9 protein-coding genes and 4 pseudogenes are annotated in these 15,328 nt (G+C 62.8%); 7 read left to right on the top strand and 6 right to left on the bottom strand.

Annotated features, from left to right (window positions below):
- Positions 1 to 237: 237 nt before the first annotated feature.
- Complete coding sequence (locus BM403_RS23550) at positions 238 to 963, top strand: oligogalacturonate-specific porin KdgM family protein (protein WP_046035400.1); 726 nt, start codon at positions 238 to 240, stop codon at positions 961 to 963.
- A 72-nt stretch (positions 964 to 1,035) separates the two neighbouring features.
- Positions 1,036 to 1,851, top strand: a complete 816-nt coding sequence (locus BM403_RS23545; protein ID WP_093545210.1) for an NAD-dependent epimerase/dehydratase family protein — start codon at positions 1,036 to 1,038, stop codon at positions 1,849 to 1,851.
- On the opposite strand, the gene BM403_RS23540 is transcribed toward BM403_RS23545, so the two are convergent.
- Entirely contained in the window at positions 1,806 to 2,591 is a 786-nt protein-coding gene (locus BM403_RS23540; RefSeq protein WP_012723502.1) for a FadR/GntR family transcriptional regulator, read from the bottom strand. The two genes, BM403_RS23545 and BM403_RS23540, sit on opposite strands and share 46 nt — an antisense overlap.
- A 121-nt stretch (positions 2,592 to 2,712) precedes the next feature.
- Positions 2,713 to 2,856: pseudogene (locus BM403_RS32270) on the bottom strand (methyl-accepting chemotaxis protein); the annotation flags it as partial.
- Positions 2,857 to 3,175: 319 nt separating this feature from the next.
- Between BM403_RS32270 and BM403_RS23530 the strand changes: the two are divergent.
- From BM403_RS23530 to BM403_RS23510, 5 genes are all read left to right on the top strand, one after another.
- Complete coding sequence (locus BM403_RS23530; RefSeq protein ID WP_046035403.1) at positions 3,176 to 3,631, top strand: (2Fe-2S)-binding protein; 456 nt, start codon at positions 3,176 to 3,178, stop codon at positions 3,629 to 3,631.
- Positions 3,631 to 5,862 (top strand): xanthine dehydrogenase family protein molybdopterin-binding subunit, encoded by a 2,232-nt coding sequence (locus BM403_RS23525; RefSeq protein WP_093545207.1) that lies wholly within the window; start codon positions 3,631 to 3,633, stop codon positions 5,860 to 5,862. The genes BM403_RS23530 and BM403_RS23525 overlap by 1 nt, the downstream gene beginning before the upstream one ends.
- Before the next feature lie 16 nt (positions 5,863 to 5,878).
- Positions 5,879 to 7,219, top strand: a complete 1,341-nt coding sequence (locus tag BM403_RS23520) for a c-type cytochrome (RefSeq protein WP_093545204.1) — start codon at positions 5,879 to 5,881, stop codon at positions 7,217 to 7,219.
- Between the two features lie 281 nt (positions 7,220 to 7,500).
- Complete coding sequence (locus tag BM403_RS23515) at positions 7,501 to 8,733, top strand: pectate lyase family protein (protein ID WP_256577199.1); 1,233 nt, start codon at positions 7,501 to 7,503, stop codon at positions 8,731 to 8,733.
- Positions 8,733 to 10,316, top strand: a complete 1,584-nt coding sequence (locus BM403_RS23510; protein WP_093545201.1) for a rhamnogalacturonan lyase B N-terminal domain-containing protein — start codon at positions 8,733 to 8,735, stop codon at positions 10,314 to 10,316. The genes BM403_RS23515 and BM403_RS23510 overlap by 1 nt, the downstream gene beginning before the upstream one ends.
- Positions 10,317 to 10,343: 27 nt before the next feature.
- Here BM403_RS23510 and BM403_RS32640 read toward each other — a convergent pair.
- The 4 genes and pseudogenes from BM403_RS32640 to BM403_RS23500 form a co-directional block, all read right to left on the bottom strand.
- Positions 10,344 to 10,694: pseudogene (locus BM403_RS32640) on the bottom strand (ATP-binding protein); the annotation flags it as partial.
- 519 nt (positions 10,695 to 11,213) lie between these two features.
- Positions 11,214 to 11,549 (bottom strand): annotated as a pseudogene (locus BM403_RS32635) (response regulator transcription factor); the annotation flags it as partial.
- A gap of 213 nt (positions 11,550 to 11,762) precedes the next feature.
- Positions 11,763 to 12,812: pseudogene (locus tag BM403_RS32630) on the bottom strand (sensor histidine kinase); the annotation flags it as partial.
- 1,287 nt (positions 12,813 to 14,099) lie between these two features.
- Positions 14,100 to 15,185: an ABC transporter substrate-binding protein gene (locus BM403_RS23500; protein ID WP_093545195.1), complete on the bottom strand. Its 1,086-nt coding sequence runs from the start codon at positions 15,183 to 15,185 to the stop codon at positions 14,100 to 14,102.
- Between the last annotated feature and the right edge of the window lie 143 nt (positions 15,186 to 15,328).

The following is a 15,328-nucleotide window of genomic DNA, read 5'->3' as shown; positions in this document are numbered from 1 at the left end:
CACTAAAACCCCCGAAACCCCTCGCTTTTAAAGACAACTCAAAATAACAAGACACGAGAATAACCCAGTATTCATTGCGCATATTTGTAACCAAGTGTTTCAAAACGACCGATAACACGTAGACCACTGCATAGTCATACGATAACGTATGTCGGCGCGCAAAACGTAACAGGTTCGTAACAACTGCCGGCGTCAGGCCGGTAGAACATTCCAACAAAAACAATAAAAGAAGACCGTATGAACACCACCCTACGCACGCTTTTGACTGTCACTGCGCTCGGCCTGCCCTTCTGTGTCAACGCCGACTCCGCCAACATCAACTACCGCCATCAGTTCACCGAAGACGACAGCGCCCACGCTGACCGGATCAAACTCGGCTACCGCATGGACAGCGGCCTGGGATTCGAGGGGGAGTTGAAATACCGCACGGCTGGCGATCGTGAAGACGTCGCCTACGACAACATGATCAACAACGGCCACGAGTTCACGGTGAGCTACAACTACAAGCTCAGCCCGCAATCGACCCTGACCCCGGCGTTCCAAATGGACAGTTCGAAGGACTCGACAACCTACAAGTTCGGCCTCAAGTACAACTACAAGATCAACGACGCGTTCTACGTCGCCACGCGCTATCGACTGGACGCAAAGAAGCTCGACCGCGACCAGATCAACGAGGACATGCCGGATCGCGCCAAGGACAACCAGCACACCAATCGCTTCGAAGGCTGGCTGGGCTATACCCCGGCCAGCAAGTGGGCCTTTGAATACCAGTACATCTATTTCAAGACCGACTACATCCGCTACGACAACAAGAAGAGCGATTACGAACAGAACATGATCGTCAAATACAAACTGACCAAAGAGTGGGCCCCGTTCATGGAAATCGGGGACGTGAAGGTCAACGCCACCAGCGAAGACCGCCAGGCCCGCTGGCGCCTGGGGGTGCAGTACAACTTCATGTAACGCCTATTGGCACTGCAGTCGCGAGTTCGCTGTGGCGGGCTCGCGCCTACACCTCGACAAGGAAGATTCAACGTGACCACAACCAAACCCTTCAACCGCATTCTGTTGACCGGCGCCGCCGGCGGCCTGGGGCAAATCCTGCGGGAAACCCTGCAAGCCCACGCGCATATCGTGCGCGCCTCCGACATCAGCCCCCTGACACCCAGCGCCGGCGCCCATGACGAAGTCGTGCACTGCGACCTGGCCGACAAAAAGGCCGTGCACGCCCTGGTCGAGGACGTGGATGCCATCGTGCACATGGGTGGGATTTCCGTTGAGCGGACGTTCGAAGCGATTCTCGACGCCAATATCCGCGGCACCTTTCATCTTTATGAAGCGGCGCGCAAACACGGGATCAAGCGCGTGGTGTTCGCCAGCTCCAATCACGTCACCGGTTTTCACACACAGGACCAACCCCTGGATGCCCACAGCGAGCGACGCCCGGATGGCTATTACGCCTTGTCCAAGGCCTACGGCGAAGACTTGGCGAGCTTTTACTTCCAGCGTTATGGCATTGAAACGGTCAGTTTGCGCATCGGCTCTTCATTCGCGCAGCCGCGCAACCGACGGATGCTGTCGACCTGGCTGAGCTACCGCGACCTGGACCACTTGATTGAGCGCGCCCTGCTCGCGCGTGATGTGGGGCACACCGTGGTCTACGGCGTTTCCGCCAACCGCACGACCTGGTGGGACAACCGCCACGCAGCGCACCTGGGCTTTAACCCGCAGGACAGTTCGGAGGCGTTTCGCGACACCGTCGAGCGCCAGCCGGAGCCTGGCGAGAACGATCCCGACCGGCTGCTTCAGGGCGGCGCGTTCACCGCAGCCGGGCCGTTCGACACCGATTGAGCGGCGCTGGCCGCCGCATAAGACCGGCGCATCCGCTCACGGCTGTTGGACAAGTGCAAGCGCATGGCCGCGCGCGCTGCGTCAGAGTCGCCGCGCGCAATGGCCTGGTAGATCGCCTCGTGCTCGCGGCTCAAACGTTCTACATAGGGTTCTTTGTCGTTGTTGGCCTGGCGCGTGGAGTGCATGCGCGCACGGGGAATAATGCTCACCTCAAGGTGCAGCATGATGTCGGTGAAGTAGCGGTTGCCGGTGGCGAGGGCGATCTGCTGGTGAAACTGAAAGTCTGCGGCCACCGCATACTCGGCACTGATGGCACTGGATTGGAGAATATCCAGCGAGTCACGCATCAACTGCAACTGCTCAGGGGTGCGCCGGTGGCTGGCCAGGCCGGCGGCCTCCACTTCCAGGCTGATGCGCAGCTCCAGCACCGCCAGTACATCCTCCAACGTGACAATGCTGGCCGGGTCGATACGAAAACCACTCGCGCTCGGGATGTCACACACAAACGTCCCGACGCCATGCCGGGTTTCCACCAGCCCCGCCGCCTGCAGGCGCGAAATCGCCTCGCGGACCACCGTGCGGCTGACGCCATGCTCCTGCATGACCTGCGACTCGGTCGGCAGTTTGGTCGCACACGCCAACTCGCCGGCGTGGATGCGCCGAGATAACTCGGCCACCAGGTCCTCGGCCATGCTGCGGTGCTTTCGACGTGCACTGGGTTGGACGTTCGGGTAGTCCATCGGGCGCGTTATTCTCGGTTTGCGAATGAGCCCTCATCATAGCTCAAGCAGTTGTACGACAACATAGCGCCTTGTACAGGCCTATCGGCGGGCTGAGCCATCGATATCGGGAGCAAGCGCCCTCGCCCAAGGTTTCCTGCATGGAGGTGGTCGCACGGTCCGAGCCGGTTTGCAGGTTGCTGATCATCCGCTGGATGCTTCCGGTGGATTCCTACGTCTTCTGGGCCAGCACCCGCACCTCGGACGCTACCACCGCGAAGCCACGCATGGTTCACATTGACGCCTGCACGCCAAAATAGCGGCATGATAATATCACTCGTAAAAACGAGTCGACCTTGTCCCGCAGCGGCTCATGGGCGCCAATCGGCGTTGTACTGACCCAGATCAACAGTCGGTCAGAAACAGCGCAGCCGATCCATACGCTTAAGCCATCGCTCAATCCTCTTGAATACTTGCCTAATCCTCCGACTTATCGGATTTCGGATAGATAGCCCTTGTGCGCTGGTCTAGAGTTCGACAATGAGCGGCCGCCGCACTCTCAATACTAAAAATGGCCGCCTCCACCGATGATGAGCAGGTGAGCCATGGAATTACGCATCAACCAAAAAACCTATCAGGTCGACGCCGACGCCGACACGCCCCTGCTGTGGGTGATCCGTGATGACCTGGGGCTGACCGGCACCAAATACGGCTGCGGCCTGGCCCAATGCGGCGCCTGTTCGGTGCTGGTGGACGGTAATGTCGTGCGCAGTTGCGTCACGCCGGTAGCCGGGGTGGTCGGACGCGAAGTCACCACCATCGAAGCCATTGAAACCGATGACGTGGGCAAGCGTGTGGTCGCGGCCTGGGTCGAGCACCAGGTGGCGCAATGTGGTTACTGCCAGTCCGGGCAGGTGATGGCCGCCACCGCGCTGCTCAAGCACACCCCTGCGCCCAGTAAGGCGCAGATCGACGCCGCAATGATCAACCTGTGCCGCTGCGGCACGTATAACGCCATTCACACGGCCGTCGACGAGTTGGCCAAGCAGGAGGGCGTCTGATGAACACGCGCCCTGAACTGCTCGACCTGTTATCCGGTGACCCCGTCAACCTGTCGCGCCGCCGCTTTCTGGCGAGTACTGCCGTGGGTGCGCTGGTCATCGGTTTTGGCTTGCCACTCGGCTCGGCCAGGGTGCAGGCCGCCGCCACCGTAGAACGTGGCACCCAAGTGCCGGCGTTCCTGGAAATCCGCCCGGACGGCAGCGTGCGCCTGCTCAGCCCCTTCATGGAAGGCGGGCAAGGCACGCACACCGCCATGGCACAGATTGTCGGCGAAGAACTGGACGCCGATCCCGCCACCTTCGTGGTCGAGGCCGCTCCGCCCGGCGAAGCTTATGTGGTGATGGAAAACGGCATGCGCATTACCGGCGGCAGCATGTCGGTGCGCATGAGCTACCCGACCATGCGCCGCCTGGGCGCCCTCGCCCGCGCGATGTTGCTGCAGGCCGGGGCCGAGCAGCTCGGTGTACCGCTGGCCGAACTGACCACCCAGCCGGGCCGGGTGGTACACGCCGCGTCCGGCCGCTCGCTGGGCTACGGTGAGTTGGCCGGTCGCGCCCTCGACATGCCGGTACCCGACCCGGCCAGCATCACCCTGCGCGACCCGAGCCAGTTCCGCTGGATCGGCAAGCCGGTCAAGCGTCTGGACGCCTATGACAAATCCACCGGCAAGGCGCTGTACAGCATCGACCTGAAGGTCGACGGCATGCTCCACGCTGCCGTGCAACACGCGCCACGCCTGGGCATGACCGTGGGCGGCGTGCGTAACCAGGCGCAGGTCGAAGCCATGAAAGGCGTGCACTCGGTGCATGTACTGCCCGGCGCAGTGGCCGTGGTCGCTGAACGCTGGTGGCACGCCAAGCGTGCCGTGGAAGCGATCCAGGCCGACTGGCAGGAAGCGGCGTCCGACTCGACCGTGCGCGTGATGCCGGCGGACTTTTCCAGCGATGGCTTCCGCGATTTTCTCGCCGCCCAACAAGGCCCGGCCCGCGACGACGAAAACGAAGGCGACGTAGCCGCCGCCTTGGCAGGCGCCAAGACCACAGTCGACGCCACCTACCACAACCAATACCTCAACCACGCCCAGCTGGAGCCGCCATCGGCCCTCGCACGCTACAACGCCGACGGCACGCTGGATATCTGGCTGCCCAACCAGGCGCCGGACATGTTCCGTGCCGACATCGCCAAGCGCGCCGGTCTCGACGTGGCGAAAATCAACCTGCATTCGCCCCTGCTGGGTGGCTTTTTCGGCCGGCATTTCCTGTATGACTCGGCCAACCCGTATCCGCAGGCCATCGCGCTGGCCAAGGCGGTGGGCCGTCCGGTCAAGGTGATCTGGAGCCGCGAGGAAGAGTTCCTGCGTGATGTGCTGCGCCCGGTCGCGGTGGTCAAGTTCCGCGCCGCGCTGGATGACAAAGGCCTGCCGGTGGCCATTGAAGCCGTGAGCGCCACCGAAGGCCCGACCGAAGCCATCGCCGGCAAACAGGGCGAAAAGCTCGACCCCACCGCCCTTGAAGGCTTGTCGGGCAAGGCGTACGCCATCCCCAACAAACGCATCGCACAGATCTACGTCAAAGGCCCGGCGATGCTCGGCTACTGGCGTTCGGTGGGCAATTCGCTGAATGACTTCTTCTATGAAGCGTTCCTCGATGAACTGGCAGATAAAGGCGGGCACGACCCCTATGAGTTGCGCCTGCACCTGCTGCGCGACAACCCACGGCTGACCACCCTGCTGCAAGCGGCGGGCGAATTGTCCGGTGGCTGGAAACGAGGCCCCTTCACCGCCGAGGACGGCAGCCGACGTGCGCGTGGCGTGGCCATGGCTTCGCCGTTCGGCTCCCACGCGGCAGTGATCGCGGAAGTGTCGATCGAAAACGGCCAGGTCAAGGTGCACGATATCTGGCAGGCCATCGACCCCGGCAGCATCGTCAACCCGGCAATCGTCGAAGCGCAGGTGAATGGCGCGGTGGCCTTGGGCTTATCCCAGACCTTGCTCGAAGAAGCGGTGTACGTGAACGGCCTGCCACGGGCGCGCAACTACGACCTCTACCCGATCCTGCCTCCATCGCGCATGGCGCGGGTGCACGTACGGGTTGTCGAAAGTGGCGAAAAGATGGGCGGCATCGGTGAACCGCCGCTGCCCGCCGTCGCGCCTGCGGTGGCCAATGCGGTGGCGCAACTGACCGGCCAGCGTATTCGCAGCCTGCCCATGAGCCGACACACCTTTAGCTGACTTTCAGGAAACGCCCATGAACACCCGTCGATTCGCAAGAACCGCAGGCTGGCTGGCGCTGCCCTGCCTGGTCGCGGCAGGCCTGCTGGCCTGGTATGTCACCCGTGAGCCTGCTACACCGTTTGAAAAGGAACAGGCCGCCGCCTTCGAGCCCGCAGTGGTCAGTCGCGGCGAGTACGTCGCCCGCTTGAGCGATTGCGTGGCCTGCCACAGTTTGCCCGGCAAGGCGCCGTTCGCGGGCGGCCTGGAGATGGCCACGCCGCTGGGGGCGATTCACGCCACCAACATCACCCCGGACCGGGACACCGGCATCGGCGCCTACACGCTGGCCGACTTCGACCGGGCGGTTCGCCACGGCGTCGCGCCGGGTGGCCGGCGGCTGTACCCAGCCATGCCCTACCCGTCTTATGTGAAGCTCAGCGACGACGACATGCGCGCGCTGTACGCGTTTTTCATGCAGGGCGTGCAACCGGCCAAGCAGCCGAATATCCCCAGCGCTATTCCCTGGCCGCTCAACCTGCGCTGGCCGATCGCGCTGTGGAACGGGGTGTTCGCGCCGACCGCCCCTTACGCCGCCAAGCCCAACCAGGACGCACTGTGGAACCGCGGTGCCTACATTGTCCAAGGCCCCGGCCACTGCGGCAGTTGCCACACGCCACGCGGCCTGGCGTTCAATGAAAAGGCGCTGGACGAGTCCGGAGCGCCTTTCCTCGCCGGCGCCCTGCTCGACGGCTGGTACGCCCCCAGCCTGCGCCAAGACCCCAACACCGGATTGGGCCGCTGGAGCGAGCCGCAGATCGTGCAATTCCTCAAGACCGGGCGCAACGCCCATGCCGTGGTCTACGGCTCGATGACCGAGGCCTTCAACAACTCCACGCAGTTCATGCAGGACGACGACCTGGCAGCCATCGCCCGCTACCTCAAGTCGCTGCCCGGCGACCCGCAGCGTGACGGCGCGCCGTGGCAGTATCAGGCGGTAACCGCAGGCCAGGACACGCCCGGTGCCCACACCTATGCGACGCGCTGCGCCTCCTGCCACGGCCTCGACGGCAAGGGCCAGCCGGAATGGATGCCCCCCCTGGCCGGCGCCACCTCGGCACTGGCCAAGGAAAGTGCATCCGCGATCAACATCACGCTCAACGGCTCACAACGCGTAGTCGCCGCCGGCGTGCCGGATGCCTACCGCATGCCGGCGTTTCGTGAGCAACTGTCCGACCCGGAAATCGCCCAGGTGCTGACCTACATGCGCAGTACATGGGGCAACAACGGTGGCGCGGTCGACGCGAAAGCGGTGCGCGAGTTGCGCGGGCATACGGACCCGGCGAGCAGCAGCCCGATCATTTTGCATATGCGCTGAAGGGCGATAGTCCTAAAGTCCCCTGTGGCGAGGGAGCTTGCTCCCTCGCCACAGGTACAGTGTTCTGCCTTCCGAGATGAACCGGTAGACGCACGAAAACCGGTCAAATACGGCTATTTGCCAACGTCCAACTGAACCTCAGCTGAAGACAATCGCTATCGCGATTAAACCGTTTGATTAATACCCATGGGTGTTCGGATCATGGCCGGCCTGTTTAACAAGGCCTGGCCGCCTGGAATGAACCACTCAGGACAACGCCGTTGCCCCTCCGGAATCCCTTTGTGCGGTACCTGTCAGCCTCCGTGCTGTCGGCCTCTTTGCTAACACCACAGTTGGCCCTGGCGGCAAGTCATCCCGACGGTTTTGCCAAGGCCGTAACCGGTGGTGGCGAAGTTGCGGCCGTGCATCCCGCCACGGCGGCCGAACTGAAAAAAGCACTGTGTGCACGCTTCGACACGCGCGGCAATTGCACCGATGACACTCCGCGCGTTATTGCCTTGGACCATGTCTTCGATTTTCGCAATTCGGTGGTGACCGATGGCAGTGCCCACGTCACAGAGGCCGGGTGCATGGCCAACGCCTGTCCCCATGGCGGTGGGCAATGGGCAATCGACGGTGCCAACCATTTCTGCCAGTCGAAACCACCCGCCACGGTGACCTATGACAAAGCAGGCTTGCAGCGCCTGAAGGTCGGCTCGAACAAGACCTTATTGGGCGTGGGGGCGCATGCCGGTATCCAGGGCATGGGGTTGTTCATCGGGAGCGGCGCGCACAATGTCATTGTGCGCAACCTGACCCTGTCGGACATCAACCCACGCGTGGTCTGGGGCGGCGATGCACTCACCCTGGACGATGCCGATGGCGTGTGGATCGACCACGACACCTTTGCGCGTATTGGGCGGCAGATGATCGTGACCGGTTGGGGCAGCGCGACCCATGTGACGATTTCCAACAACGAATTCGACGGCCGCACGCCCTACTCCGCGACCTGTGATGGTCACCATTACTGGGTGTGGCTGTTTCTGGGCCATCACGACACGCTGACGCTGCTCAGAAACTATGTGCACGACACGTCGGGCCGGGCGCCCCATTCGGGCGGCATGGGCGATGCCGAGGTGCGCGCGCAACTGGTCAATAACCTGTTTGCGCACCTGACGTACCAAGGCGCGATCATGTCCCGTACCGCCAGCTCCCATTTGCTGGTGGAAGGCAATGCGTTCGAAGACGTGGCACACCCGTTGTTCAACGATACCCGGCAACCGGGCACGGCGTACGCGCTCTTCGATCCCGTCGCGCAGTCGGCCACCGACACCTGCCAGGCCGCGCTAGGCAGGCCCTGTGTGGCTAACCTGCAGCACCTGAGTGGCGACGACTATCGTCCCCAAGATGCCGCGGCACTGGAGGCGTTCAAGGCATACCGTCAATACCTGGTTGCCCCGCAGCCCGCCGATAGTGTGCGGATTGAAGTCCCACGCGACGCGGGTGCGGGCCACCTCAATCCAGGCAGTCACTGATGCGACGATTCCTGCTGATGGTGTGTTGTACGCTTGCGGCCCAGGCACACGCCGCCGGCTTCGGCTTCACGCGCACCGACGTCCGAATCGTCGTCGACACCGGTGCAGACCTGCTGTTCAGCGTGGACACGCGCAATGGCGACCTGGTCTCCATGCGGTACCGCGACAGTGAATTGCAGACCACCGAGCCCAAAGCCTCGCAGCTTGCATCCGGCCTGGGCAGCGCGCAAGTGGACGCGCGCACGGTGGCGGACGTGATTGTCATCAGTGCTCGCGCGGGCAATGTGATCCACTACTACCTGGCGAAAAAAGGACGCGCGGCCATTTACATGGCGACCTATGCGCCAACCCTGCTACCGGTGGGCGAGCTGCGCTTTGTTGCGCGGCTCAACGTCAGCAAGCTGCCCAAGGCCGATCGCGGCACCGACTCCAACGTCGGTACGGCCATCGAAGGCAAGGATGTGTTTCTGCTGCCCGACGGGCGCACCAGCTCCAAGTTCTATTCGGCACACGCGATGATCGACGACCCCCTGCACGCGGTCAAAGGCCCGGGCGTGGCGGTCTACATGTTGATGGGCAACCGTGAGCTCAGTGCTGGAGGGCCGTTTTTCAAAGATATCGCCACCCAGAAAACGCCGATCACCCACGAGCTGTACAACTACATGTTCTCCAATCACACCCAGACCGAAGCCTATCGCGGCGGCTTGCACGGGGTGTACGGGCTGTTGTTTACCGACGGTGGCGCGCCCTCCGACACCGTGAAAGACCTGAGCTTCGTCAACGATAACCTCGGCCTTGCCGGCTTCCTGGGCAGCACAGGACGAGGTGCGCTGGCCGGTCAGGTTTCGGGCGTGGCCAGTGCATTGCCGGCGGTAATCGGCTTGAGCAATGCCGGCGCCGAATATTGGGCCCGTGCCGACGACAGCGGCCGGTTCCAGTTGACGGGGATACGTCCAGGGCAGTACCGGGTAACGCTCTATCAGAATGAGTTGGAGGTGGCGCAGCGCAGCGTTGATATCAACGCGGGTGCCACCACGCAGACGCGCCTGCAGGCGCAACCGTCGACAGGCCAAGTGAAATGGCAAATCGGTACACCTGATGGCACTCCGGCAGGGTTTCTTAACGCGCACCTGCTCGCCTCCGCTCATCCCAGCGACTCACGCATGGCACCGTGGAAGCCGGTCACCTACACCCTCGGCACCAGCCGCCCTAGCGAGTTTCCCGCCGCACAATGGCGTGACATCAACACCCCCACGCGCATCACCTTCATGCTGGCCGCCCACCAAGTGCGCGACGCTCGCCTGCGCCTGTTCATTTCCCTGGCTCAAGCTGGTGGGCGCCCGCAGGTGAGCGTCAATCAGCGCTGGCAGGCGCCCGTGCCACCGGCGTCGAACCAGCCGGACAGCCGGGGCATCACCCGTGGGACTTATCGGGGTAATAACGTGGTGTTTGAGGTCAGCATCCCCGCCAGCGCGTTGCAGGTTGGCGCGAACACACTGGAGATCGGTGTTGCATCGGGCAACACCGGTAAAGGCTTTCTGAGCCCGGGTTTTGTGTTCGATAGCGTGCAGTGGGTACAGTAATAATCACCGGCACTCGGTCAGTCCATTTCACATCAGCAAAGGCGTGTTCTGCGGCGTTTCAAGCGGGATATCGAGGGTGAAGGTTGCGCCCTGTCCAGCCCCGTCGCTGTGCATGGTCAAGCGGCCACCCATTTCCTGCGCGGCGAGCGCGCAGCTGTGCAGGCCAAAACCGTGACCGTCTTTGCGCGTAGTGAAGCCATGCGAAAAGATACGCGCCAGGTGCTCAGGCGCAATCCCGGTGCCGTTGTCGGCCACCGACATTCGCAACACTGATCCGTCAACGAGGGACGCATCGAGGGTGATGCACGGGTTGCGATCGACCACGCCGTCCATCGCCTGCCTGGCGTTGCCGATCAGGTTCACCAAAATCAGCAGCACCCGGTGCCGGTCCAGAGACAGCAGGGGCAAGTCGGCAATCTCCTTGACCACCGCCACCTCCTGGCGCGCCAGTGATCCGGCGCTCAGGCGCAAGGCATCCTCGATTAACGCTTGCACCGAGACTGTTTCGACGACACTGACGGCAACGGCATAGGACTGCTGGGCAGCGACAATGGCTTTGATGTGGTCAACGCCCTTGGTGAGTTGCTCAAGTTCTTCGATGATGCCCTGTTGCTCCGCCGTCACCACTTCCGCCAGCTTGAGCAGGTAGCCGGGCAGCATCTTTCCTTTGGGGTCGCTGGAGAGAAAATCGCTCAAGTCATCGACGTGTTCGTTCATCATCTGAGCCACCTTGCCCAGCCCTTGGGCTTTGGAGGAGCGCATCTGGCTGCTGACCAGTTCCGCCGATACGTTCACGCTGTTGAGGACGTTGCCGACGTTATGCAGCACCGTCGTGGCAATTTCGGCCATGCCCGCCTGACGGGATTTTGCCTGCAGTTCGGTTTGCACTTGGCTCATGCGTAGCGCCGCGCGTACGCGCGCCTTGAGCTCCAGCGGCGAGAACGGTTTGGCGATATAGTCGTCGGCGCCACTCTCCAGCCCGGAGACGCAGGCCTCGCTGCCGCCGCGGGCGGTCAACAAGATCACGGGTAAATGGGCGAAGCCGGCGCTGGCTTTGATTCTGGCTGTCAGGCCAAAGCCGTCGAGCTCCGGCATCATTACATCCGAGAGGACGACATCGATGGGCCGACGCTGCAGGAGTGCCCAGGCCTGCTCGCCATCAGCTGCGGTGGCGACGATGTAATCATCGTGCAAAAGCTCGCTGAGGTAGCTCAGCATTTCCGGGCTGTCGTCGACCACGAGCACCCTGGACTGCGAGGCGTGTTCCAAGTGCTGCTCGTCGTCTGCGCCTTGCATCGAAACGCGGTCGTTGCCGCTGCTTTGGCGACCGTGGTCGAAACGCAGGTGGCGCTGCTCGGTGGTGCTCGTTGTGCTCGCCAGTGATCGCTCGTGCATATCGCTGGCTTCGGTCGGCAAGGTGTCTTGCTCATCCCCCAGCGGAAGTCGAACGAAGAAGCACGAGCCTTGTCCGGGCTCACTGTTGACGCCGACTTCGCCCCCCATCAGTTCGACCAGATACTTGACCAGGGCAAGACCGATGCCCGTGCCGCTGTAGTGGCGCGTGGCGGAATTGTCGATCTGGGAAAAACGCTGGAACAGCAGCGGCAGTTTGTCTGGCGCAATGCCAATGCCCGAGTCTTGCACCGCGAGTTCAAATCGCTCGCCATCAAGCGCAGTGACGGCCAGGTGCACGGTGCCGCCAGCGGGCGTGAACTTGATGGCATTGCTTACCAGGTTGAGGAGAATCTTCTCGAAGTGTCGGGGGTCCAGGAACACCGTACCGAGGGCGGGATCGATGCTGCAGGTCAAGGTGCAGCCTTTGCCCTCGGCCACCATGGCGGCATCCTCCGCCAGCACCCCCACCATCTTGTTCAGGTCAATGGGCGCCGGACACAACTCAAACTTGCCCGCTTCGGCCTTGGAGAAATCGAGGATGTCGTTCACCCGGTTCATCAAGCGCAGTGCGTTGCGTTGGGCGCGGTCGATTTGCACACGCCAGTCCGCCGGCGGGAGGGTCGCCGCCGAGAGCTGCTCCAGTGGAGCGAGAATGAGGGTCAGGGGGGTGCGCAGTTCGTGGCTGACCGTGGCCACAAAATCGCTCTTTGCCTGGTTAGCCGTCTCGGCCTGGTTGCGCGCCTGAATCAGCTCGACGGCCTGCGCCTCCAGCACCTCGGTCTGTTGGTGCAGCGTGTCGGTCCGTTCGGCGACCATTCTTTCCAAAGAGGCCTGGACTTGCTGTCGTTCGGCTTCGGCCTCGGCCTCCAGTACCCGAATACGCAGGGCATTCTCCTGGAACACCCGTACGGCGCGGGTCATGATCCCTATCTCGTCGCCGCGTCCTGCGCTGACAATTGCGGCGTTCAAGTCGCCGGCCGCAAGCCGGCGCATGGCCGAGGCCAACGCCACGATGGGCTGCGCGACAAACCGCGACGTGCTCCAGGCGATGGCGCTTGCGAGCAGGATGGCAACGGTACCCGCAACCACCGTCGCAAGCATTCCGCGATCATTGTGAACCAAGGCCTCGGAGCGCGCTTCACCCGCGAAGCGCGCAACCAACAGGCCGGCGCTCCGTGCCTCATTGCGAACCTGGTCGCGCGCGCCGCTCAAGGAGTTGCTCGCCTGATTAAACCTGGCGAATGCCGCCCGGTAACCGGCGATCTGATCGTAGACCGTCAGGGCCGTAGCCTTGGTTTGCAACCCTACGGACGAAGGGAGAACGCGCGAGAGACGGGAGAGTTCGTCCAGGATGGCGCCGACCGCGCTGGCGACCTCGGGCGACGGTGACAAGCGAAACGACAAGGTCTGCGCCTCAAGGGTGGCAGCACGCTCGGCGAAACGCTTGGACAGCGCGGCTGCATTTTGCAGCAAACCCGTGGCGGCCTGAATGTCATTGGCGTCATGGGTAACGTGCTCGTCCAGTTCACCCAACATCGCTTCAAGGCGCTCGGCCACATCCCCAAGGACGGCGAGATGCCGCAACGCCTCGCCTCCCCGGAGCTTGGGCGCCTCGCCAAGGTGCTCGACCGCCAGGCAGGCAGCAGCAACCGCCGTCGTCAACTGATCCAGGGCCTCAACCTCCTGCGGCGCCGCCATCACCTCGCGCAATTGCTCGACCACGGGCGGCAGTGCCGCGCAGGTGTCCCGCGCCGCGATGCCGGCCGCACGATCACCGGTCACCAGCATCTTGGCCAGATTGGCGGTGATGATCCGTTCGCTGTTGCGCAGGATATCCAGGATGCGGTGGGCGCTTTCGAGGTTGCTCACCCGCACCTGATGGTCGGCGGCACGGGAAGCAATCTCCTTCAGCCCGTCGGCGATGCCCTGTTCGACAAGGATCGTCGCCTCTCGCATCCGGCCGTAGTGGGCGGTCATGTTCTCCGTTTCGCCATCCATGGTCAGGGTCGCCGCCCGCAAGGTAGCGATCGCCGCGGCAAGCCTCTGCAGACTGCCCTTGAGCGATTGCGCCTCTGCCACCGGAATGGCGGTGAGGCCGACGATAGCCGTCGCCACCATGCCTTCGGCCTGGATCAGGCTTTTTTGGTCGCGGGTGGCGATAAAATTTTCCACTCGACCAGTAGCCGCGTTGACCGACGCCAGGATTTCCGCAGAATGGCTGGCCGAATCCACTGCACGTACCATGCCTCGCAGGCCGTAGAGGTTCACCAGCGATACCGCCAGCATCAGGAACACCAGCGCAGCGACCGCCAGGCCAATTTTGACGGCAATGGGCCTGTCCCTGAAGGGTTTGAATGTCAACATGGCAGCTCGCATCCCCGCCCGCCGCTACGGCTTCATCACCTCTGGCAAAGGCGCGGGCGCCACCGTATTGTTGATGGCCGCGTCGATCATCCCCACAACGGACGCTTGGCTGTAGAGCGGATTGGCGGCGCCGCCCACGGGCATAGTGGCGAGCCAGGCGTCCAGGTCTTTCGCATCGATGCGCACCAGCGGTACCTCGACGAACTTCGGTACCTGCTTGCCCGCCAGAATCTGCTGGGCCACCCAGAAACCCACTTGGGAGACGCTCGGGGAGGCGGAGACCGAGACGGTCTCGTAGCCGTTGGCATCGCGTTCCTGTTGCCACAGGGCGAGTTCGTCTTGACGGTTCCCCATCACAATAATCGGCAACGGGCGTCCCGCCGCCTTGAACGCCATGGCGGCGCCATAACCGTCGCCCCCTTGAGTAGCGACGGCATCAATGCGGGGCAGCGACGCCAGCGCCAGCGCCACCTCCTTGCGTGCGACGGACGCCGTCCAGTTCCCGTACACGGTCTTGGCGAACTTCAGGCCAGGGTAATCGCTGGCGGCCTTGCGAATGCCGTCGCTGATATTTTTATCGGTGGCATCGCCGGCAATGCCGCGGATCTCTAACAGCGTTCCGCTGCCCTTGAGGCGCTCGGCGATATAGTCCATTTCCACGCGGCCCATGGCGGACCAATTGTAGTCCACGGTATAGACGCAAGGTTCGGTGACCAGGCTGGCCATGACGACCACCACGATGCCGGCATTGCAGGCATCGCGGATCACTCCGTTGAGGGCCGTGTCGGACGCGGCCAGGATGACGATCGCGTTGACGCCCTTGACGATCATGTCTTGGATCTGGGCTGCTTGTTCCGACGCCGAGTTATTGGCGCTGACCACTGGGGCCTCTCGGATCACGCCATCCTTTTGCGCCTGGAGCGCAATCTCCTGCCAGTTGCGCACCATCACCTTGCGAAAATCGCTGCCCGCATAGGAGTTGCTGAAGGCAATGCTATGACTGGCGGTTGAGTCGCCGGCGGCGTGGGCTGGATTGGCAACCACCATCACCAGCCCGGTCACGCAGCCGGCGAAGCGCCATAAGATTCTGTGAATTGATTTAGCGTTCATGCTGTTCTCCATCGTGCATGGGATTTACCAAAAAGTAATCCACCAGCACCCGGCGACAGCCTGGATCGACTGCTTGGTCTGGTTGGAGCAGTCGCTCATAGTCGGGAAGGCGCTTGCCTCTCTGGTTGCTCCTGGGTTTGCAC

This window comes from Pseudomonas sp. OV546 (genome assembly GCF_900116845.1).
GTDB lineage: Bacteria > Pseudomonadota > Gammaproteobacteria > Pseudomonadales > Pseudomonadaceae > Aquipseudomonas > Aquipseudomonas petroselini.
Note: the sequence above shows the minus strand (reverse complement) of the source record. Positions and strands in the feature narration are given on the sequence as shown.